Origin of the sequence: Natrialba sp. SSL1 (assembly GCF_001861355.1) — an archaeon.
Taxonomy (GTDB): domain Archaea; phylum Halobacteriota; class Halobacteria; order Halobacteriales; family Natrialbaceae; genus Natrialba.
The window spans coordinates 1-20864 of record NZ_MASN01000019.1 but is presented as its reverse complement, the minus strand read 5'-3'; the positions used below and the strand labels follow the sequence as shown (position 1 = coordinate 20864).

The 20864-nt window shown below is 63.1% G+C and carries 18 protein-coding genes; 10 read left to right on the top strand and 8 right to left on the bottom strand.

Annotation, left to right across the window (positions count from 1 at the left end; genetic code table 11):
• Positions 1-63 precede the first annotated feature (63 nt).
• Complete coding sequence (locus BBD46_RS06200; RefSeq protein ID WP_071400876.1) at positions 64-309, top strand: hypothetical protein; 246 nt, start codon at positions 64-66, stop codon at positions 307-309.
• A gap of 125 nt (positions 310-434) precedes the next feature.
• Here BBD46_RS06200 and BBD46_RS06195 read toward each other — a convergent pair whose 3' ends face one another.
• Positions 435-767 carry a MazG nucleotide pyrophosphohydrolase domain-containing protein gene (locus tag BBD46_RS06195; RefSeq protein WP_071400875.1) on the bottom strand — a complete coding sequence of 111 codons (333 nt, stop codon included), beginning with the start codon at positions 765-767 and terminating at the stop codon, positions 435-437.
• A 66-nt stretch (positions 768-833) separates the two neighbouring features.
• Here BBD46_RS06195 and BBD46_RS06190 point away from each other — a divergent pair, with 66 nt between their 5' ends.
• The 3 genes from BBD46_RS06190 (at position 834) to BBD46_RS06180 (ending at position 3207) form a co-directional block, all read left to right on the top strand.
• The gene (locus tag BBD46_RS06190; protein ID WP_071400878.1) at positions 834-1658 is read left to right on the top strand and encodes an inositol monophosphatase family protein; all 825 of its coding nucleotides are present in this window, start codon (positions 834-836) and stop codon (positions 1656-1658) included.
• Positions 1659-1766: 108 nt separating this feature from the next.
• Positions 1767-2363: a DJ-1/PfpI family protein gene (locus BBD46_RS06185; protein ID WP_071400874.1), complete on the top strand. Its 597-nt coding sequence runs from the start codon at positions 1767-1769 to the stop codon at positions 2361-2363.
• Positions 2364-2496: 133 nt separating this feature from the next.
• The gene (locus tag BBD46_RS06180) at positions 2497-3207 is read left to right on the top strand and encodes an HAD family hydrolase (RefSeq protein ID WP_071400873.1); all 711 of its coding nucleotides are present in this window, start codon (positions 2497-2499) and stop codon (positions 3205-3207) included.
• Positions 3208-3246: 39 nt separating this feature from the next.
• Here the strand turns inward: BBD46_RS06180 and BBD46_RS06175 are convergent, their stop codons facing one another.
• The 5 genes from BBD46_RS06175 to BBD46_RS06155 form a co-directional block, all read right to left on the bottom strand.
• Positions 3247-5019, bottom strand: coding sequence for a PQQ-binding-like beta-propeller repeat protein (locus tag BBD46_RS06175; RefSeq protein WP_071400872.1), 1773 nt, complete (start codon positions 5017-5019; stop codon positions 3247-3249).
• A gap of 418 nt (positions 5020-5437) precedes the next feature.
• Entirely contained in the window at positions 5438-7795 is a 2358-nt protein-coding gene (locus tag BBD46_RS06170; RefSeq protein ID WP_071400871.1) for a DEAD/DEAH box helicase, read from the bottom strand.
• Positions 7796-7930: 135 nt separating this feature from the next.
• Positions 7931-8527, bottom strand: coding sequence for a hypothetical protein (locus BBD46_RS06165; RefSeq protein ID WP_071400870.1), 597 nt, complete (start codon positions 8525-8527; stop codon positions 7931-7933).
• A 250-nt stretch (positions 8528-8777) separates the two neighbouring features.
• The gene (locus BBD46_RS06160) at positions 8778-9290 is read right to left on the bottom strand and encodes a PH domain-containing protein (RefSeq protein ID WP_071400869.1); all 513 of its coding nucleotides are present in this window, start codon (positions 9288-9290) and stop codon (positions 8778-8780) included.
• Positions 9291-9361: 71 nt separating this feature from the next.
• Positions 9362-10762 carry an MATE family efflux transporter gene (locus tag BBD46_RS06155; RefSeq protein WP_071400868.1) on the bottom strand — a complete coding sequence of 467 codons (1401 nt, stop codon included), beginning with the start codon at positions 10760-10762 and terminating at the stop codon, positions 9362-9364.
• A 135-nt stretch (positions 10763-10897) separates the two neighbouring features.
• On the opposite strand from BBD46_RS06155, the gene lipA reads away from it, so the two are divergent.
• From lipA to BBD46_RS06125, 6 genes are all read left to right on the top strand, one after another.
• Positions 10898-11863: a lipoyl synthase gene (gene lipA, locus BBD46_RS06150; protein ID WP_071400867.1), complete on the top strand. Its 966-nt coding sequence runs from the start codon at positions 10898-10900 to the stop codon at positions 11861-11863.
• Between the two features lie 351 nt (positions 11864-12214).
• Complete coding sequence (pdhA, locus tag BBD46_RS06145) at positions 12215-13324, top strand: pyruvate dehydrogenase (acetyl-transferring) E1 component subunit alpha (RefSeq protein WP_071400877.1); 1110 nt, start codon at positions 12215-12217, stop codon at positions 13322-13324.
• 3 nt (positions 13325-13327) lie between these two features.
• Positions 13328-14338 (top strand): alpha-ketoacid dehydrogenase subunit beta, encoded by a 1011-nt coding sequence (locus BBD46_RS06140; RefSeq protein WP_071400866.1) that lies wholly within the window; start codon positions 13328-13330, stop codon positions 14336-14338.
• 1 nt (position 14339) lies between these two features.
• Entirely contained in the window at positions 14340-15971 is a 1632-nt protein-coding gene (locus BBD46_RS06135; RefSeq protein WP_071400865.1) for a dihydrolipoamide acetyltransferase family protein, read from the top strand.
• Positions 15972-16153: 182 nt separating this feature from the next.
• Positions 16154-17629, top strand: coding sequence for a dihydrolipoyl dehydrogenase (gene lpdA, locus BBD46_RS06130; RefSeq protein WP_071400864.1), 1476 nt, complete (start codon positions 16154-16156; stop codon positions 17627-17629).
• A gap of 368 nt (positions 17630-17997) precedes the next feature.
• The gene (locus BBD46_RS06125; protein ID WP_071400863.1) at positions 17998-19179 is read left to right on the top strand and encodes a multicopper oxidase domain-containing protein; all 1182 of its coding nucleotides are present in this window, start codon (positions 17998-18000) and stop codon (positions 19177-19179) included.
• Positions 19180-19235: 56 nt separating this feature from the next.
• On the opposite strand, the gene BBD46_RS06120 is transcribed toward BBD46_RS06125, so the two are convergent.
• Together BBD46_RS06120 and BBD46_RS06115 are read right to left on the bottom strand one after the other, a co-directional pair.
• The gene (locus BBD46_RS06120) at positions 19236-19532 is read right to left on the bottom strand and encodes a DUF7521 family protein (RefSeq protein ID WP_071400862.1); all 297 of its coding nucleotides are present in this window, start codon (positions 19530-19532) and stop codon (positions 19236-19238) included.
• Complete coding sequence (locus BBD46_RS06115) at positions 19529-19906, bottom strand: winged helix-turn-helix domain-containing protein (RefSeq protein ID WP_071400861.1); 378 nt, start codon at positions 19904-19906, stop codon at positions 19529-19531. The genes BBD46_RS06120 and BBD46_RS06115 overlap by 4 nt, the downstream gene beginning before the upstream one ends.
• Between the last annotated feature and the right edge of the window lie 958 nt (positions 19907-20864).

Sequence of the window (20864 nt, the reverse complement as noted above, 5' to 3'; positions counted from 1 at the left end):
CGAGAGGAATTAAAGTCCGTTGCGTCAGCAGTGCAGGACTAAACATGGACGCCCCACGCCACCGTGCGCGGGGTACTTCACGGGGCGCTCTTCACTGTGGGCCTTCTCACAGCACTCGGACTCGTGGTCGTCAACGGCGTCGGAACGCTGTCGGTTGTCTTGGTCGTCTTCTCCGTAGCCGTCCTCGCCGTTGCACTCCGTCGGAACGAACACGACCGTGACCAGTCGGCTTCGGAGTCCTCTGGTGAATCGGGAACAGCGGGCCAGAAAGAAGAGACGATGCCGAGTCCAGGTGAGGGCAACCTCTGAGCGCGGCCCATAGACTGTATTCGGTCCGTGAGTATGTGATCGGTGCTGAATCGGCGGCCAAATCTGCACCTGGTCCTGAATCTGAATCTGATCTAAACCTGTACCTGTACCTGTACCTCTCTCCCTCACTCCTCGCCGGTTTCCGACCCAGGCGACTCCACACCGTCTGCTGCCAGTCTCTCCTCGTACTTCGCGAGGGCTTCGTTCAGTGCCGCGTCTGCGTCGACGTCGACCGACTCTGCAAGCGCGAGCAGCGCGAACAGCACGTCGCCGATCTCGTCCGAGGCGATCTCGAGTGCGGCTGGCTCCGAGCCGTACTCGGTCGACGTGTTCGCGTCCTTCGCGAGTTCCCCAATTTCGGAGGTGAGATCGAGGAGTCTGAACTCGGGTGGCGTCTCGAGGTCGTGTGTGGCGATGAACTCGGCGACGCGTCGCTGGTGGTTGCACTGATCGTCCATACCTACGGCGAACGATCTGTCGGTGGAAAACACAATCGAAATATGATCGGTGATGCTGTCGTCGGTATGAACACGTCGCTCGACGGCATCGAATCGACTGCTATCGAGGCCTGCACGGTCGGCGGCTCGTACCTTCGCGAGGCCTACCGCACCGAAGACACTGAGGCCGACCGACTCGAACACGACGTAAAATCGAGTGCGGACACTACGTCGGAAACACGGATGCTCGAGGTCATCCAGTCACAGTTCCCAACGCATCGCGTTGCCGCCGAAGAGTCCGGAACGCACGCAGGTGTGGGCGACGACCACAGCCCATACGAGTGGATCGTCGATCCCCTCGACGGAACGAACAACTTCGAATCCGGCCTCCCGTCGTTCGCGAGCGCCGTCACCGTCTGCGAGAGCGGCGACCCCGTTCTCGGCGCGGTCTACGTGCCGATGCTCGACGACCTCTATGTCGCACGACGTGGCGGCGGCGTCCGCTACAATGGGCGTCCGGTGACAGCCACGCAGGCACCCGAGGCGGGGTCGGAAACAACCACGCACCACCAGCCGTCGACCGCAACTATCGTCTCCGTCATCGGCCACGATGTCAAGCGAGACCCCGATCACCGCGTCGTCTCTGAGTCGATCAACCGAGCACTCGAGTCCACCTGCAAACGCCGGCTCGAAAGCTGGAGTCCGACGGTTCACTGGGGACTCCTCGCTCGCGGTCGACTGGATGGGATCGTCTGCTACCGTCCCGACCAAGAGGAGCAGTTACTCGGTGAAGTTCTCGCCGGTGAGAGCGGCCTTTGCGTCGAGCGTGGCACTGACTGGTACGTCGCCGCAGTGAGCGACGCACTCGTCGACGAACTCGAAGACATCGCCACGACACGCGTTGACTCGTAGCCACGGCGGCAGGATGTGACGAACGGAGGGAACAGGGAAAGAGACAGCACCCACAGCACGTCATCGTCCGGCAAAACACGTTTCTTCCGTGGCCGTGACCACTCTGACATGGTCGACGTTACCGCTGAAATCGTCCTCTTCGATGGCTTCGACGAACTCGACGCGATCGGCCCCTACGAGGTACTCGAGAACGGCGCACAAGCCGGCGCATCGATCGACACCAATCTCGTGACACTCGAGGAAACCGACCTCGTGACCGCCAGTCACGACCTGCGGGTCGAACCCGACGGCACGCTCGGCGACCCCGACCTCCTGCTCGTCCCCGGTGGCGGGTGGACGACCTCGACCGGCGGCGTCCGACTCGTCGTCGACGAGGGTGAACTGCCGGCCGCAGTCGACGAGTGCTACACGAACGGCGCGACGGTCGCCTCAGTCTGCACCGGTGCGATGATTCTTGCTGAGGCGGGCCTACTCGAGGGCCGACCCGCGACGACCCACCCTGCTGCGGTGGACGACCTCGAGGAGACAGCCGCGAACGTAGTGGACGAGCGGGTGGTCGACGACGGCGACGTACTCACCGCGGGTGGGGTTACGTCGGGAATCGATCTCGGACTGTGGTTGCTCGAACGCGAGTTCGATGAATCCATCGCGGACGAGGTAGCGGCGGAGATGATTCACGAGCGTCGCGGTGAGGTCTTCGGCTAGGTCAGATAGCGGTTCGGTCACCGTTCTCGTCTGCTTTCCTTGCCGTGACTTGCTCTCCTGTCTTCTTGTCCATTTTCTCCCATCCCTCCGCCGGCCAAACGGCTATACGGCACCGTCGGGTAGCCTGACGCATATGGATGACGCGACAGACGTGACGGGACAGACCGACGAACTGATCGCGGACGGCGAGCGCGCCGAGGCGGTGCTGTTCGATATGGACGGCGTCATCGTCAACAGCGAGGATTACTGGGTCGAGTTCGAGCGCGAGGAAATCCTCCCCGCTGCGGTCCCGGACGAGGACGTCGACGTCGCCGAGGTCACCGGAATGAACTACCGCGAGATCTACGACTATCTCGACGATGAGTACGGCACGGCGATCTCGCGCGAGGCGTACATCGACCGGTTCACCGAGGCAGCCGAGGAACTGTACACGGAGCGGGTCGATCTTCTGGACGGCCTGCACGACCTGCTCGCCGAACTTGAGGAGCGAGGTATCGAGACGGCAATCGTCTCCTCTTCTCCGCACGAGTGGATTGGCTGGGTCACCGATCGATTCGATCTCGAGGACTCGTTCGAGGAAATCATTAGCGCCGACGATATCGAGGCGGCGAGCAAACCAGAACCGGACGTGTTCGAGTACGCAGCGGACGAGATCGGCGTCTCACCGGAGGTGTGTGCTGTCGTCGAGGATTCGGAAAACGGCATCGAAGCAGCCTATCGCGCTGAGACGGTCGTCATCGCCTACCGGATCGACGCCCACGGCGACATCGACTACTCGCCCGCCGACTGGGTAGCTGACTCGCCGACCGAGGTTCGGGAGGTCATCCTCGAACTCGTCGAGTAACGCGGGCTCGCTCGTCTACGAGTGCCTACTGGTGGTCCGTTAGTCGCCTTGCTCGCTCGAATCGATCTGCGGATTCTGATCCCGATCGGTTTGCCCGTCTGGACCGGCTCGTCGGCGCAGCCACTCGAGTCCGAGTGCGCCGCTGAGCACTCCAGCGCCGGTCGTAAAGCCGGGTGTGCCGTCGATACCGGTGTCATCGTCGTCAGTGTCGACGGTTGACGTGTCATTGTCGCCTCCATCGTCGCCGTCGTCGGCTCCGTCTCCGTCGTCTTTGTCGCCGCTGTCTTCTTCGGTCTCGTCGTCACCATCGGATTGCGTATCGTCGCTGTCACCGTCTGTGTTGCCGTCTTTATCTTCGTCTCCGTCCCCGTCTGCGTTACCGTCTTCATCTCTGTCTTCGTCTTCGTTTTCCTCTTCCTCTCTGTCGTCGTTACTGCCATCATCTTCGTCATCGCCGTTACCGTCGCTGTCTCCGTCGCCGTCACCGTCGGTTGCCTGGTCGTCCTCCGAACCATCTTCACCGTCCTCTGACTGGTCATCCTCGTCGGTCGGTTCGCGAAGCGCCACGAGGTCGCCGTTGTGCTCGACGTAGAATGTCTCGCCGCTGATCGCACGAATGGGTCCGACCGGTGCGTCCTCGACGCTGATGGTCCACTTCTCAGAGCCGTCGTACTTGTTCAGGGCGACGAGTTCCTCGTCGTACTCTCGCTCTCCGTAATTGTGTCCGTCGAGATAGAAATAGGCGTACGCGGTGTCGCCGCTGATGACGGCTTGCCCGTAGGTGTACGTCATATCGAGCCCCCAACTGTGTTCATCACCTCCAATCGAGCCGCCGGAGTAGCCGTGATCGGTGCCGCCACCGACGTAAATCTCCTCACCGAACGCGATTTCGCGAGTTCCGTGTCCGATGGTTGCAAACTCGCCCGTCTGGGCGTCGTACAGCGGCCACTCCTCGTAGGAGCCGCCGTCGTACGCGACCCCTGTCGATGTCGCATAGGTGGTACTGACGTGGGTGCCGACGTGGGACTCCTTCTGCCAGACTTCGTCACCGGTTTCTGGATCGAGCGCAATCGGACCAGCACCCGTCACGCTGTAGATCACGCCGTTTGCCGCGGCGGGTGCCGTCACGAACTCGTACTCGTCCTCGTCCTCCTCGTCACCGTGCGGTGCGGTGGTGATCGACTCCTTTTCCCACCGAACCGAGCCGTCGTCGGTATCGAGCGCGTACAGCGTGCCGTCGACGACGACATAGACGCCGCCGTAGGCGGCCGTCTGCCAGACGATTTCCTTCTCGGATTCGAATTCGGTCTTCCAGCGAACGCTTCCGTCGGCACTCTCGAGCGCGACGACCTCGTCACCACTCAGGTAGACCGCCTCACCGTCGACCGACGGCGTATCCGCGTCGATATCCGTGTTCTCCCAGACGACGGAGCCATCTGTCTCATCGAGAGCGAAGACGCCATCCTCCGTCGAGAGATAGACCGTCTCGTCGGCGATAGCGACGAAACTCGTGCCCGCCCCGTCGACGGACCACACGGCTTCGAGCCCCTCCCCCTCGAACTCGTGACCATCTTCGATGTGTCTGGCGTGCCCGGGATCACCCCGGTGTGACGGCCAGTCTTCGTTGGGTCCCGGATCGCGACTGGGATCCGGGAGCTCGTCGACGTCACTCTCGGCCTCGGCCTCAGCCTCGGTCTCGGACTCGGTGTCACCCTCGTCCTCGGCGGCTCCAGCCCCAATCGAAGCGAGTCCGGTTCCGATCGACAGCGCTGCACCAGTCGCCAGTACCGAACGGCGGCGCCACTCTTCCATACTCGGCGAACGACGGACCAGCGTCATTACTATCTGCTATATATCGTACTCTTGTTCGACCAACAACTGTTTCAGCGTATGTTACTGCCCGCTGGTTGGTTGCCATCTCTGACCGATCCAAACGCTACTCGTCAATTGCTCCCGTCTTCCCAGCTCTATCCACCTATCCGCTTCTCACGCGTGGTGCTGAACGAATCCGTCCACGAAAAACAGGACCGAGAGAATGACGATGGCAAGCAAGAGCACCACGCCACCGTTCAGTTCCGGGAGGAACGCCCGTCAGCCGAGCAGACCAGCGGCTGCAGCGATCAGACACAGCGCGAACAGACGGCGATCTGCGGTGCGGACCACGTGACAGATTCCACCCTCGGGAGCAGTAATTCATCGTTCACAGATCAAAACACGTCGTTCAGGACACCTACTGCACATCGACCACACGGCTCGCCTCCACCGGAACCAGCGGCTCTTCGGGGAAGGCAACGCTCACGGTGTACTCGAGTACAGCTGCATCAGCGCCGAACACCCCCACCGGGACAGTCTCGACATCGCGGAGATAGGTGCTGGTGCTGGTCATCTCGACGCCGTTGACGGTGACTCGAACGCCGGCCCGTGCCGGTTCGCCGACGTTTCGGATCGTCACCTCGCAGACCTCGTTCTCGCCGGTGCCGATGGCGTCGGGGAAGGTGCCCCAGTCGAACTCGACCGAGGGGAGTGACTGCGCCCCCTCGTAAACTCGTTCGGCGATACCCTCCGAGAGGCCGGCCGCCACGAGGCCGTCGATATCGGCGTCGATAACGTCGCCGGGGGTCGAAAGCCCTTCTTTCGCGAGTTTACTCGCACGACCCGCGGCCACGCCGTCGATGGCCGTTAGGCCGACCGCGTCCTCCGCGACGCCGTTCTCGATGCGCGCCTCGGTTCGGCGGGAGAGATTCGCTGCGTGCGGCCCGACGAACCGGTCGAGAAACGCACCGAGTGCGGAGATGAGTCGCGTCGCGTTTCGCTTGATCACCCAGGCGTCGCTGCGTAACGCGCCAGGTGTCGTTCCGCTCGCGGCACTGCGAAGGATGGCGAGCACCTTTCGCTCGCCCGCTTCTAGATCGCCCGTGTCCGCGCCGACGAGCACCGCATCGATCGCGTCTCGTTCGTCCTGGCGGGCCGAGACGGAGTCGAACTCCTGAGCGGTCGCGACGGCCGTCAGAATGTCGTCCATCTCGAGTGCACCCGCGCTTTCCTCGGCGCGATCACAGAGGGTGGCAAACTCGGCCGCGGTCTCGAGTCGCAGGTAGTACTTCGAGGCGAGCACGCCCCGCGGTGTCGCCTCGATCGAGAGGTCGTCGCCGGTTTCGACGAAGCCGCGGTCGACGAGTTTCTCGAGGCAGTCTCGGACGCGCTGTCTGAGGTTCGGGAAGTCGTAGTCCTCCGGGCGAGACTGGCCGCGGACGTAGTAGAAGGTCGTCTCGAGCCAGTCCATCACGTCGTCCAGGTCGGTGATGGTCCCCATTGCGATTTCGGCGTTGAGGTGGGTCTCTAAGCTCTCGGCGAGTCGGGACTCGATCTCCTTGCCGTCTCGCAGCAGGCGGCGGTACTTGTCCGCCTCCGACCCGTCACAGACCACCCAGCCGTAGCCCACGTCGTCGTACCCCGGTCGGCCCGCGCGACCGAGCATCTGGAGCACGTCGAGCGGGCTCATATCGACCTCGCCCTCGAGTGGGTCGTGCAGTTTTGTGTCCCGGATCACGACGCAGCGGGCGGGGAGGTTCACCCCCCAAGCGAGCGTCGAGGTCGAGAACAGCAACTCGACGATGCCCTCCTTGAACCACTCTTCGACGAGATCGCGGTCGTTCTTCGAGAGCCCTGCGTGGTGGAAGGCGACACCGTCGAGGACCGAATTTCTGAGCGTGTCGTTCTCGAGTTCCTTCGATTCGGTGTGGAAATCGTAGTTGCCGCGCGCGCCCATCGGAATGTCGCGCTCTGCGATCTCGTCGCGGGCCTTCTCGGCCGCGCGGACGGTATCCTGGCGCGAGGAGACGAAGACGAGCGCCTGTCCGTCCTCGTTGAGGTGGGGTTCGGCGAGGTCGAGTGCCCGGTAGAGTCGGCGGTACTTGTCCGCGAACGAGTTCTCGCCGTGGGTGTAGGTCTTGACGCCGGCGTTCAGGTCGACCGGGCGGTACTCGTCGCCGAACTCAAAGGTGGTCTCGTCGGGTGCGTCGAGCCACGCCGCCACGTCGGTGACGTTCGGCATCGTCGCCGAGAGGGCAACGACGCGCGGCTCGCAGAGCCGGCGCAGTCGCGAAATCGTGACCTCGAGGACGGAGCCTCTGCGGTCGGCATCCAGCAGGTGAACCTCGTCGATCACGCAGACGTCGATATCCGTCACGAAGTCATAGCGACGGGAATCGTGTTTACGCGTCGCCGAGTCGAGTTTCTCGGGGGTCATCACGAGAATGTCCGCGTGGCGGGCGCGTCTCGAGTTCAGCTCGCGCTCGCCGGTGACCACGTAGACGGTGTAGCCGAGTTCTTCGAAGCGATCCCAGTCGTCCTCCTTTTCGTTCGTCAGGGCCCGTAGCGGCGCAATAAACAGTGCAGTGCCGCCGTCAGCCAGGGCCTTGCAGATCGCGAGTTCGGCGAGGGCGGTCTTGCCCGACGCGGTTGGTGCGCTCGCGACGACGTTTTCCTCGCGCTCGAGTAACGCGGGCAGAGCCTCGCGTTGCATGCGGTTGAACTCCTCGAACGCGAAGGCGTCTGCGAACTCGGGGAGAACCTCGGCAACCTCCATCACGCGAAAACGGGGAGCGGGTGGTGAAAGGCGTTTCCTTCGGATCCTCTCGTGGCTTGTCCGTGGTTGGGTGTTGTTCGTGGCCGGTTGCCGTCTCGTAACCGGTTGTGGTCGGATCGTGGCTCCGAAACCGTCTCAGGCCCGGAGTAGTGCCGCGACCACTGCACCGGCCGTCGCGAAGACGACGGGGTAGATGATCCCGCCGAGGATGATCGCCGGCACGAGTTCTGGCGACATCGTGCCAGTCGCTTCGATGCCGAGGAACGTAGCCTCGGCGCTCGATTCGGCGACGACGGCTCCGAGAGCCATGATGATGGCGTAGCCAATCGTCACCGGTGCGCCGACGATAACCGCCTCGCCGAGGTTACGGGCGTCGAGCTGGTACGCAAGCACCGCGCCGAACGCGAAGAGCACGAGCGGCGGGACGACGTACAGCGCCGTCGCGTTCGTGGCGTCAGTCTGGGCGATGAAGTCGACGGTATCGGTGCCGCTGAAGCCACCGATTCCACCGCTCGCTTCGACATCGACCAGGTGGGCGTTGTAGTAGTACCAGGCCACACCGGTCCACTCGGCGACGTAGTCGCCAAAGCCCTCGCGGACCTGGTCGACCACCATCACATAGGTGATCAGATATCCGACGATAGCGGCCAGGACACCGAGTCCGGCGCTCGCTGCAATACTCGCTCCGCGCGATACCGACTCCGCTGGTGTCGCCAGTGACTGTTGGGCCATCGCATTGGCTCCCCAACCGAGTTCGTATAATATATTTTGTGATTCAGGCTTTCCAATACGGCCTTAGCAACCTGTTAAATCCGGGTTGCCGACCGGCATGCACGTCGGCCCCTCTGGTTCTTCGCCACTCTCCAGGTGAGTCTTCGGTAGTGCTGGGGCGAGCGTGCGCCGGGGACTCTCGCGTGACACTCGAGTCCTCACTGTGATTTCCCGGTCGTTTTTCTCTGTGAGCCAACGCCAAAAGTCGATTTCAGACGGGCGAACCGCTGTGTGCGATCTCGCCTAGCTCGTCGCTGAGCACTCCCGACGCCCGTTGTGGCTGTGGAACGCGCTCGAACGTCAGTTCGGGGTCGCCGGAGCCGGCCGTGTAGACAGTCAGCGTCCCGTAGCCCAGTACGCGGCCGACGACCGTCTGCTGGAGGCTCGCGTTCTGGACGCGGTCGAGGCGGAACTGGGTCACGTCTCGCGAGACGACGCCGTGTTTCTTGTACAGTTCCGCCGACGTGATCACGTAGTGGGTGTTCCGCCAGAAGACGTACTGGATGAGCGCGACGATCGCACCGCCGAGCGACAGTGCGATGCCAACGTAGGTGAACGCATCTACGCCGCCGGATGCGCTCCACGCGACGAGGATGAAGCCGACGAGTACCAGTCCGACTGCAATCGGCATCCTGGCCCCCATCGTGATCGGATGCGGTCGACTCTCCCAGACGACTCGTTCGTCGTCCGAGAGGTGAAGCCAGTCCAACGTCGACGGAGTCATACTCACGTCTACTTCGTTCGGCTCCGTAAAGTTATCGCGGAGTATTCTCGTGTCTCGCGGCCTATCTCGGGTTAATCGGCGGCTTCTGACTGGGCGACGTCGACCGCCCGCGTGTTCATCCCGGTCGCCGTCTCGTACCAGTAGTAGACGCCTAGTCCGAGCGCGGCGACGATGTTCGAGATGGTTACGCCCCAGAAGACACCGTTGACTCCCATCTCCAGAAGGTACGCCGCGGCGAGCGCAACCGGGATGCGGACGATCCAGTACTGGAGCAAGGTCGCGACCAGACTCGTCCGCGTGCGCCGCGCGCCGTTGAACCCGGCTTGCAGGAGATACGTCGCACCGATCGCCCAGTAGCTGTACGCGAGAATCCGCAGGTAGTCCGCGGCGACTGCCACCTCCGTCGGCGTTGCGTCTGGAACGAACAGCACCGACAGCGTTTCCGGAATCAGCCACTGGACCACGCCGACGACCGTGAGTCCGACGCTCGCCATGACCACGCCGGTCCACGTCGTCCGCCGCGCCCGCTCAGGAAGGTCTGCCCCAAGGTTCTGTCCGATCATACTCTGTGCGGCCTGTTGGAGCCCAATCGCCGGCACGAACGCAATTGCTGCGACTCGCGCCCCGATCGTGTACGCGGCGAGTCCCGGATCCCCGCCGACGAGCGCGACGAGCCAGACCATCCCGACGCGGGCAGACTGGCTCGAGACGTACTGTCCAGCCGTTGGCCAGCCGATGTCGATAATCTCGCGACAGTCCGCCCGGGAGAACGTGAGAACGTCTCGCGACAGGACGAACCCGCTCCGGCCGCGCAACGCCAGTGCGAGGCCGAACGCGAAGCCGATTGCGTAGCCAATACCGGTCGCGAGCGCCGCGCCGGTGACGCCCAGTTCGGGGAACAGCCACCAGCCGAAGATGAGGAACGGGTCGAGGACGATGTTCACGGCGACTGCGACGACGTTGATGTACAGCGCTGCGCGCGTATCTCCCCAGCCGATGAAACCCGACTCGAGTGCCTCGCTCGTGCTCAGGGCGGGAAAGAGGAGCGCGCTGACGGCGAGGTAGGACGCGGCGTACTGGGTCACGAGGTCGCTCGCACCGAACAGCGAGACGATGTCGGCGGCGAAGTAGGCGACGATGAGACCAGCGAGGCCACCAGCGGCGAAGCCAACGACGATACCGTTTGCTGCGCCGCGTCGTGCACGCCAGTCGCCGTCCGCGCCGACGCGCTGTGAGACGAGGACCTGTGTGCCGACGCCGGCACCGATCGAGACGGCGGCGAGGAGGCCGGTGAGTGGAAACGTGAGGCCGACTGCGGCGACCGCTTCGAGGCTGTGTCGGCCAAGCCAGAGGGTGTCGACGACCTGCTGGAGCACCTGTACGAGGTTTTGAACGAGCAGCGGTGCCGCAAGCAGTGCGAGCACCCTGGGAATCGGCCCCGTTGTGATCTCCGTTCGGTCGAGATCGAGCATCTCGTTCCCACGGTGATTGGTTGGGGAAATAAACATTGCTATTAGATAGTACGGGACGCGGTGGCTACTGACGGACGCCACCGCTGGCACAGCCGACCACCACCATTTTTCCCATCTGCCCGCTTCGGTCCGGGTATGAGCAGCGCTCGGAAGCCCGACTGGCTCAAGATGCGACCGCCATCAGGTCGGGAGTTCACCGATATCCGGGAGACACTCCGCGAGCGGAATCTCCACACCGTCTGCGAGGAGGCCAACTGTCCGAACCTCGGCGAGTGTTGGTCCGGCGGAGCCGGCACTGGCGAGGGCGACGGTGGCACAGCGACGTTCATGCTCATGGGCGATCGGTGCTCCCGTGCGTGTAACTTCTGTGACGTAACCACGGGCGGCATGGAGCCACTCGATCCCGACGAACCGGCCAACGTCGCCGACGCCGTCGCCGAGATCGGCCTCGACTACGTCGTGCTTACATCCGTCGACCGTGACGACCTGCCGGATCAGGGTGCGGGCCACTTCGCCGAGACGATTCGCGAGATCAAGGATCGCCATCCGGGTATCCTCGTCGAGGTCCTTATTCCGGACTTCCAGGGCGAACCCGAGCTCGTCCGCAAGATCATCGATGCCGACCCGGACGTGATCGCACACAACGTCGAAACCGTCGAGCGCCTCCAGTTCCCCGTTCGTGACCGTCGCGCGAGCTACGAACAGTCGCTCTCGGTGCTCGAGCAGGTCGAGCGCGAATCCGACATCTACACCAAGACCTCGATCATGCTCGGCCACGGCGAGTACGACCACGAAGTCTACCAGACGCTCGCCGACTGTCGCGAGCACGGCGTCGATATCGTCACGCTCGGGCAGTACCTCCAGCCCTCGCGCAGCCACCTCGACGTCCAGCGCTACGACCATCCACACAAGTACGAGACCTGGCGACAGGTCGCCGAAGACGAACTGAACTTCCTCTACTGTGCGAGCGGGCCGATGGTCCGCTCCTCGTACAAAGCCGGCGAGCTATTCGTCGACGCCGTCCTCCGGGAAGGAACCAGTGTGGACGAAGCACGACAGCGCGCTCGCCGTGCAGATGCACCGGTCTCCGTCTCGGAGTGAGTCCAGACATACCCAGCACCGCTGGGCACTATCTAGTCTCTCGCTGCCCGTCTCGATCCGAATAACGCAGTCCCTACTCGAGTACGAGCTGTTTTTCTCGGTCCATTACTGGTTTCCTGTCCCGCCGGTCGGTGAGTAGCTGCCCAACCGTTCACTGTTCACAGCACCCGATGCGCCATTTCTGGAACTATTACAAAACGAGGTGTCTTGGTGAACGTTTGAATTATTTAGTCCATACTCGTACTGTGTCCCACGGTCTGTCTCGCAAGAATTCCTCTGATAGTAAACTATTTACGAAAATCCTTTAACACAAGCGATAATTCGTTAGAGTATGCGCAGGTGGGACTCTCCGTGAGCACGATACAGCGCGACCCCCGAGAACGAGTACAGATCCTCGACGACGCCGGCCGCGTCCGTGAGGGCGTCGAGGTGCCGGATATCGCCGAGGACAAACTGCTCGAGATGTACGAGCAGATGCGGCTGGTTCGTCACTTCGACGAGCGCGCCGTGAGCCTCCAGCGACAGGGTCGGATGGGAACGTATCCGCCGCTGTCGGGCCAGGAGGGCGCACAGGTCGCAAGTGCACACGCACTCGAGACGGACGACTGGCTGTTCCCAAGCTACCGCGAACACGGTGCCGGGCTGGTTCGTGGGCTCTCGCTCAAACGCACCCTGCTGTACTGGATGGGCCACGAGCAGGGCAACGAGATTCCGGAAGACGCGAACATCTTCACCGTGGCCGTCCCGATCGCAACGCAGATCCCCCACGCGACGGGGGCTGCCTGGGCCTCGAAGCTGAAAGACGAGGAGAAGGCGTTCATCTGCTACTTCGGCGACGGCGCGACCTCGGAGGGCGACTTCCACGAGGGGCTCAACTTCGCCGGTGTCTTCGATACGCCGAACATCTTCTTCTGTAACAACAACCAGTGGGCCATCTCGGTCCCGCGCGAACGTCAGACCGCGAGCGCGACGCTCGCCCAGAAGGCGACCGCCTACGGCTTCGAGGGCGTCCAGGTCGACGGCATGGACCCACTCGCCGTCTACAAGGTCACCCGCGACGCCGTCGAGAAAGCGAAGAACCCCGGCGAGGACGAACTCCGTCCGACGCTGATCGAGGCCGTTCAGTACCGCTTCGGTGCCCACACCACCGCCGACGACCCGTCCGTCTACCGCGACGACGAGGAAGTCGAACACTGGAAGCAGAAGGACCCGATCCCGCGCCTCGAGACGTACATGCGCAACCACGGCATGCTTGACGACGAGCGCGTCGACACCATCGAGTCGCGCATCGAAACCGACGTTGCAGACGCCATCGAGGCCGCAGAGGCGGTCGAACGACCTGACCCCGCCGAGATCTTCGCCCACGTCTACGAGGGTATGCCCAAGCGATTACAGGAGCAACTCGAGTGGTTCGAATCGATTCGCGAGGAACACGGCGACGACGCGCTGCTGGAGGGATAATCTATGGCTGCAGAATCTCACACTGACACTGACACCGAAACTGACAACCTGACGCTGGTACAGGCGGTCCGAGACGGACTCCACAGCGAGATGGAACGCGACGAGGACGTCGTCGTCATGGGCGAGGACGTCGGCAAGAACGGCGGCGTCTTCCGCGCCACCGAAGGACTGTACGAGGAGTTCGGCGACAATCGCGTCATCGACACGCCGCTCGCGGAGTCGGGTATCATCGGCACCGCGATCGGGATGGCTGCCTACGGGATGCGCCCAGTTCCCGAAATGCAGTTCCTCGGGTTCATCTACCCCGGTTTCGACCAGATCGTTTCACATGCAGCACGACTGCGGACGCGCTCGCGCGGCAGATTCACGTGCCCGCTGGTCATCCGTGCACCCTACGGTGGCGGTATCCGCGCGCCCGAACACCACTCCGAGTCCTCGGAGGCGATGTTCGCCCACCAGCCCGGACTCAAGGTTGTCGTTCCCTCGACGCCGTACGACACGAAGGGGCTGCTGACGAGCGCGATCCGCTCGCCGGATCCGGTGCTCTTCCTCGAACCGAAGCTCATCTACCGGGCGTTCCGTGAGGAAGTACCCGCAGAATCGTACGAGGTGCCACTCGACGAGGCCGTCGTCCGCCGCGACGGATCGGATATCTCCGTCTTCACGTGGGGTGCGATGACCCGACCGACGATCGAGGCCGCCGAGAACCTGGCAGGCGAGATCGACGTCGAAGTCGTCGACCTCCGGACGCTGTCGCCGCTCGACGAGGACACGATCGTCGAGTCGTTCAAGAAGACCGGCCGTGCAGCGGTCGTCCACGAGGCTCCGCAGACGGGTGGCCTCGGCGCAGAGATCGCTGCGACGATTCAGGAGGAAGCACTGCTCTACCAGGAGGCACCGGTCGAGCGCATCACCGGCTTCGATACGCCGTTCCCACTGTACGCGCTCGAAGACTACTACCTGCCCGAGGCCGAACGCATCGAATCGGGCATCCGCGACGCAATGGGGTTCTAACATGGTCCGGGAATTCGAGCTGCCAGACGTCGGCGAAGGTGTTGCAGAGGGAGAACTCGTCACCTGGTTCGTCGAACCGGGCGACGAGGTCAGCGAAGATCAGCCGGTCGCGGAGGTCGAGACGGACAAGGCGCTCGTCGAGGTCCCCGCCCCGGTCAACGGCAGCGTCCGCGAACTCCACTTCGAGGAAGGCGACGTGATCCCCGTCGGGGACGTGTTCGTCACGTTCGACGTGGAGGGCGAGGAAGACACAGCGGAAGCGGACGCAGGCGCTGGTGAGGCCGAGGCAGACGCCGACGCCACAGCAGACGCAGACGCCGACGCCGGTCCCGCCGGCGACCCCGGCGCAACGGGCGCTGGCGATGACACCGAACCCGCGGAGACGCCAGACGATCGAATCTTCGCGCCCCCACGCGTGCGACGGCTGGCCCGCGAGGAGGGGATCGACCTCTCGCAGGTCCAGGGCAGCGGCCCCGGCGGCCGGATCACGGCCGCAGACGTCCAGGCTGCGGCGGGCACCGCGCCAGCGGCCGACGCACAGGCACAGGCCGGGAGCGGTGAGACTGATTCTGGTACCACCACGAACGAGTCGACCACGGCTGCAGCAGCCGACTCGAGTACCGACGAGTCCACGGCGGGTGGGTCGACTGGTCAGGCTGGGGGAACCCAGGGACAGACACAGACGCAGGCCCCGGCCCAGATCGAGTCTGCCGACCGCGACCGCACACTCGCCGCACCCGCAACGCGGCGCATCGCCGAGGAGGAGGGTGTCGACCTCGACGCCGTCCCCGCCACCGAGGAGCGCGACGGCGAGGCGTTCGTCACGCCCGAGGCAGTCCGGGAGTACGCCGAAGCCCAGCAGCAGGCCCAGGAAGCCGATGCGGCAGCCATCGAGGCCGGCGAGGCCTTCGCCGAGGGCGAGCGCGAACGCCGCGAACCGTTCCGCGGCGTCCGCAAGACGATCGCCGACGCGATGGTCGAGTCGAAGTTCTCGGCGCCACACGTCACCCACCACGACGAGGTCGACGTCACGGAACTCGTCGACGCTCGCGAGCGGCTCAAACCACACGCCGAAGAGCAGGGCATTCGCCTGACGTACATGCCGTTCATCATGAAGGCCGTCGTTGCGGCGCTGCAGGAGTACCCCGAGATGAACGCGGTCATCGACGAGGCGAACGAGGAGATCGTTCACCGCAACTACTACAACATCGGCGTCGCAGCGGCGACCGACGTGGGCCTGATGGTCCCAGTCGTCGACAACGCCGACGGAAAGGGCATGCTCCAGCTCTCCTCGGAGATGAACGAACTCGTCCAGCGCGCCCGCGAGCGCTCGATCAGCCCGGACGAACTTCGGGGCTCGACGTTCACGATCACGAACATCGGCGGCATCGGCGGTGAGTACGCAACCCCGATCCTGAACTACCCCGAATCGGGCATCCTCGCCGTCGGCGAGATCAAGCGCAAACCGCGCGTCGTCACCGACGAGAACGGCGCAGAGTCGATCGAACCACGATCCGTGATGACGCTCTCTCTGTCGTTCGACCACCGACTGATCGACGGCGCTGTCGGCGCACAGTTTACGAACACGGTGATGGAGTACCTCGAGAATCCAGAACTGCTGTTACTCGAGTAACTGACTCTCCACCCACCGCTCTCCCACCCCCTCACTTCGCCCGCGACCCCTAAACGTTAGACGCTACCCACCATACGCACCAGCATACGCATGTACATGAGCACACACACGACGCACGTGCGGTTCCGTTCGGCACCGACTACGATCACCGCAACCCTGGCCCAGCACGGAGGACGCAACTAATGGTCGTCGGAGACGTCACCACCGGCACCGATGTCCTCGTGATCGGCGCGGGTCCCGCTGGCTACGTCGCCGCGATCCGGGCCGGTCAGCTCGACCTCGACGTCACGCTCGTCGAGAAGGAGGCCTACGGCGGTACCTGCCTGAACCACGGCTGTATCCCATCGAAAGCACTGATCACGGCGACCGACGTCGCCCACGACGCCCGCAACGCCGAAGAGATGGGGATCCACGCCGACCCCGCAATCGACCTCGCGGGCATGGTCAGCTGGAAAGACGACGTCGTCGACCAGCTTACCGGCGGCGTCGAGAAGCTCTGCAAGGCAAACGGCGTCAACCTCATGGAGGGCACGGCGACGTTCGCCGACGAAAACACCGTCCGCATCTCCCACGACGGCGAGGGCCAGGGCTCGGAGACACTCGAGTTTGAACACGCAATCGTCGCGACTGGCTCGCGCCCGATCGAGATTCCGAACTTCTCCTACGGCGACGAACCAGTCCTGAACTCGCGGCAGGCGCTCTCGCTCGACTCCGTCCCTGACTCGCTGGTCGTCGTCGGTGCTGGCTACATCGGGATGGAACTCGCGAGCGTCTTCGCCAAACTCGGAACCGATGTGACGGTCGTCGAGATGCTCGACGAGATCTTGCCAGGCTACGACGACGACCTCAAGCGTCCGGTCAAGCAGCACGCGAAGGATCTCGGCATCGAGTTCGAGTTCGGCTACACGGCCGCGGAGTGGCACGAGCGCGAGGACGCCGACGGCGTTCGCGTCGTGGCAGAGCCCGCAGCGGAGGTCGCCGCAGACGGCGGGGCCGCAGCAGAGGAGACCGAGGAAGCGGACACGCTCGACCTCGACGCCGAGAAAGTCCTCGTCGCCGTCGGTCGCCAGCCAGTTTCGGATACGCTCGATCTCGGCGAGGCCGGCGTCGAGACCAACGACAAGGGCTTCATCGAAACCGATTCGCGCGCACGCACGAACGTCGACCACATCTTCGCCGTCGGGGACGTAGCCGGCGAGCCGATGCTCGCCCACAAGGGCAGTATGGAGGGCGAAGTTGCCGCCGAAGTCATCGCCGGCGAGCCGTCGGCTATCGACTACCAGGCGATGCCCGCAGTGGTCTTCACCGACCCCGAAATCGCGACCGTCGGGATGTCCGAGACCGACGCCGAGGATGCCGGTTTCGACACCGTGGTCGGGAAGTTCCCTTTCCGCGCCAGCGGTCGCGCGCTGACCACCGGCGAGAGCGACGGGTTCGTCAAGATTGTTGCTGAAGAAGACGAGGGCTACGTTCTCGGTGCCAGCATCGTCGGCCCCGAGGCGTCCGAACTCGTCGGCGAACTCGGCCTCGCGATCGAACTCGGCGCGACACTCGAGGACGTCGCCTCGACGATCCACGCGCATCCGACGCTCTCCGAATCGGTAATGGAGGCCGCAGAGAACGCGCTTGGACACGCGATTCATACGTTGAATCGCTGAATCGCTGAATCGCTGAATCGCTGCATCGTTGAATTGCTGCACCGTTACAGTGGTGAACCGCTGAATTGCTGCACCACTGCACCGCTGCACCGCTGCATCGTCACACCGCTGTACAATCTCGGACGGGCCCACGCACACCCTTTCTCCCCACCCATACGTGCACTCGACGGAGTACTCGAGAGGAACTGATGCGTGCCGTGTTGGGTCCCATCTGTTAGCGGCCAGTTTCCACTGCTGTCGTCGGCAGGGAAACCGTAGTTCGTCCGGGAGACTGTCCAGATTTTGTACGAATCGGTCCGTTGGCTTCCCATTCGGTGGGAACTCCCTGCACTCTCCTTTAGGTTGCCCTCCCAACGTGCAACTGTACTATGACTGCATCCAATGGTCCTTCCACGCTGCGGCGACGAACGGTTCTCTCGACTGCCGGGGTCGGCGCAGTGGGCGCACTCGCTGGCTGTCTCTCTGTCTTTTCCGACGACGAACCTGCGTCTGTGGGGGATCCGGACGCAGACGATGGTGACGGCGACGGCTCCGAAGAGACGGACGTAGACACACCACTCACGGATTACCAGTATACAGAACCACCACAGATCGTCGACATCGCCGAGCAGGGGTACGAATCGACGCTTCGCACCGTCCCCGCACGCCACGCACTCGTCACCGAGGACGGGAGCGGCGGTCCGGTCGAGCTCCCCGAGGTATGGGCCTGGCAGGCCGACGACCTCGCCCCCTCCGTTCCCGGCCCTATGTATCGGATGACCGAAGGCGATACCTTCGAACTCACCTACGACAACACCGAACACAACCGACCCCACACGGTCCACGTCCACGCCGTTAGCAAGTCCTGGGAAGACGACGGTGCTCCGGTTACGAACCGCGATCAGGTCAACGCCGGTGAGAGCCACACCTACACCCTCGAGGCCGACGTGCCGGGAACACACGTCTACCACTGTCACTACCAGACGCACAACCACCTCGACATGGGGATGTACGGCATCCTTCGCGTCGACCCGGAGGACTACGTCCCACCGGACCAGGAGTACTTCTTCACGCTCCGTGACTGGGACACGCGTCTCCACGATCGCGAAGCAGGCGGCGACGCCGACTACGACCCCGTCGAGCGCTCCTCGGACGCCTACACCCTCAACGGCCGCAGCGCCCCCACTACGTTCCACCCCGAACTGGGGACCCCGCTCATCGTCTCTGAAGGCGACACCGTCCACCTTCACATCGCCAACAACGGCTACGAATCCCACCCGTTCCACACTCACGGCCACCGTTTCGAGGTCATCGAGAAAGATGGCTCACCGATCCCCGACGCGGCGCGGTACGAACAGGACGTGCTCAACATCGCCCCTGCAGAACGATACACACTCGAGTTCACGGCCGACGCCGAACCGGGCATCTATCCGGCACACTGCCACAAAGTCCACCACGTGACGACCGAAGGTCGCTACCCCGGTGGGATGGCGACGGCGATCGTCTACGAGTCGGCAATGGAGTCCGACGAGTTCGGCGAGATTATGGACGACGCAGGATACGAGGGCTGACCGACATCAGCCGTTTTCCTTGTCTAGCGTAGCGAAACTGAAAGAGAAGACGGCAACTACTGTACGTACAGCGAATACGCGATCACGAGAAACCCTGCGAGCACCAGCAGACTCTCGAGCAAGATCCCCGTCGACAGGTGAACGTTCAGCAGTTCGTAGAGCATCCCTGCCAGGAAGAACCCAAGCGTAACCAGGCCAAACCCGAGTGTTAGATAGCCAAGCGCACGTTGTCTCGTCCGTCGGTAGGCTTTGAACGCGAAATACGTGATGATTCCACCCACGATCAGGACGAGCGTCTTCACAACCGCGAGTGCGAGCGCGATCTCCGATGCACCGGAAGCGTATGGGCTCATGTTTCCTTTCGCACCTCGGACCAGAGTTCTGCAAGCCGTTCGTCCGCCGTCCGAGCCGGTCGATCGATTTGCACCGCCAACGATCGGTCCTCATCCAGCCCGATCGAAATCTCGTCGAACGCGACGGCGTACTTGCTCGCGTGGTGTCCGTCACGACGAATCTCGGTGGTCTCCTCGAGTAGCGTCGAGTCAGTCAGCAACTCGAGTTTCCGATACAGCGTCGACTGGGGTATTTCACACCGGTTAGTAAGTTCAGAAGCCGTCATGGGTTCCTCGAGATTCCGGATGATCTCACGGCAGTCAGGGTCGTCGAGTGCAGCACAGATCTCTGCTGCAGACGGTGTTGACTCCGAACCGATCGGGTCCCGGACCATTCATCACTCACTTGTAACGCCTCGGGTATATTCGCATCGGTGCATCGCCGGCGAACTGCGCGAGCACTCGCTCTCGCCGGTTCGTTCCCAGAAGTAAGTTTCTTACACACGCATAACCCACCCAGATGCACGCGGGTATCATTCGGTTCGACCGTGTCTGCAAGGACGGGATGACTGGCCGACCTCCGCCCGCGTGACAACTTGTCTGTGCGACTGCCACGATCAGCGAGTGAGTCGTGTTACCTCGTCGAGTCTCACCGGATCTCCAATTGCTGTGATTTGCTTACTCGCTAGCGAACGCTGAGCGATGTCAGTATCCTCTCGTTCAAAACCGTTCTACCCGCCAGCTCGGCTAGTTCTCACGTACACGGCAATTCACTCACAGGTGGAACCTCCTCTCATGGTACTGGATTCCGATGAGCGTCTCGTTCGACGGCCTTATGTATGCACCCTCTCCTCGTCATTAATGCGAACGACGTGGCGCACGCCGCCACGTTCCCTCTGGCCGGTTTCCGGCACGGAGGTAGGCACTGTATCCATCTCCCAGTTATCTGGCTTCTCTGAAGTCAGGTCGCTTGGGGCAACTGGATCGAGCGTAGGTGGCGTCTTCGACGCCATGGAACAACGTCCTTATATACACACGGGGCGTATCCATTACTACGCAAATCCCGTTCCGGCTGTGACTTCCGGGACGGAATCGATCCGTTGCCCTTAAGTACATACGGGGGTTCGGATACGATTGCAAAGAACGCGTGACTGGCGAAGTGTTCATTCGCTTCGTCGTCGGACGGTTCTGGTCCGAAGGGGTTAAGTACCCCAGGCGGACTACGAATACGTCCGAAGGAAATGAGGATCCTACCCCTGCGGTCCGCCGTACAGATGGGATCTGATGTTAGCCTTGGTAGTTCGGTGACGCCCGATCGGTTCACGATCGTGGCTGGTCACCGAACGTGGACCC

Bases quoted from the DNA above. Each gene is read 5' to 3' on its own strand.
- BBD46_RS06120 (WP_071400862.1), bottom strand. From the start codon at position 19,532: ATGAGCCCATACGCTTCCGGTGCATCGGAGATCGCGCTCGCACTCGCG.
- BBD46_RS06115 (WP_071400861.1), bottom strand. From the start codon at position 19,906: ATGGTCCGGGACCCGATCGGTTCGGAGTCAACACCGTCTGCAGCAGAG.
- BBD46_RS06175 (WP_071400872.1), bottom strand. From the start codon at position 5,019: ATGGAAGAGTGGCGCCGCCGTTCGGTACTGGCGACTGGTGCAGCGCTG.
- BBD46_RS06180 (WP_071400873.1), top strand. From the start codon at position 2,497: ATGGATGACGCGACAGACGTGACGGGACAGACCGACGAACTGATCGCG.
- BBD46_RS06160 (WP_071400869.1), bottom strand. From the start codon at position 9,290: ATGACTCCGTCGACGTTGGACTGGCTTCACCTCTCGGACGACGAACGA.
- BBD46_RS06125 (WP_071400863.1), top strand. From the start codon at position 17,998: ATGACTGCATCCAATGGTCCTTCCACGCTGCGGCGACGAACGGTTCTC.
- BBD46_RS06190 (WP_071400878.1), top strand. From the start codon at position 834: ATGAACACGTCGCTCGACGGCATCGAATCGACTGCTATCGAGGCCTGC.
- BBD46_RS06165 (WP_071400870.1), bottom strand. From the start codon at position 8,527: ATGGCCCAACAGTCACTGGCGACACCAGCGGAGTCGGTATCGCGCGGA.
- lpdA (WP_071400864.1), top strand. From the start codon at position 16,154: ATGGTCGTCGGAGACGTCACCACCGGCACCGATGTCCTCGTGATCGGC.
- BBD46_RS06135 (WP_071400865.1), top strand. From the start codon at position 14,340: ATGGTCCGGGAATTCGAGCTGCCAGACGTCGGCGAAGGTGTTGCAGAG.
- BBD46_RS06140 (WP_071400866.1), top strand. From the start codon at position 13,328: ATGGCTGCAGAATCTCACACTGACACTGACACCGAAACTGACAACCTG.
- BBD46_RS06155 (WP_071400868.1), bottom strand. From the start codon at position 10,762: ATGCTCGATCTCGACCGAACGGAGATCACAACGGGGCCGATTCCCAGG.
- BBD46_RS06185 (WP_071400874.1), top strand. From the start codon at position 1,767: ATGGTCGACGTTACCGCTGAAATCGTCCTCTTCGATGGCTTCGACGAA.
- BBD46_RS06195 (WP_071400875.1), bottom strand. From the start codon at position 767: ATGGACGATCAGTGCAACCACCAGCGACGCGTCGCCGAGTTCATCGCC.
- lipA (WP_071400867.1), top strand. From the start codon at position 10,898: ATGAGCAGCGCTCGGAAGCCCGACTGGCTCAAGATGCGACCGCCATCA.
- BBD46_RS06170 (WP_071400871.1), bottom strand. From the start codon at position 7,795: ATGGAGGTTGCCGAGGTTCTCCCCGAGTTCGCAGACGCCTTCGCGTTC.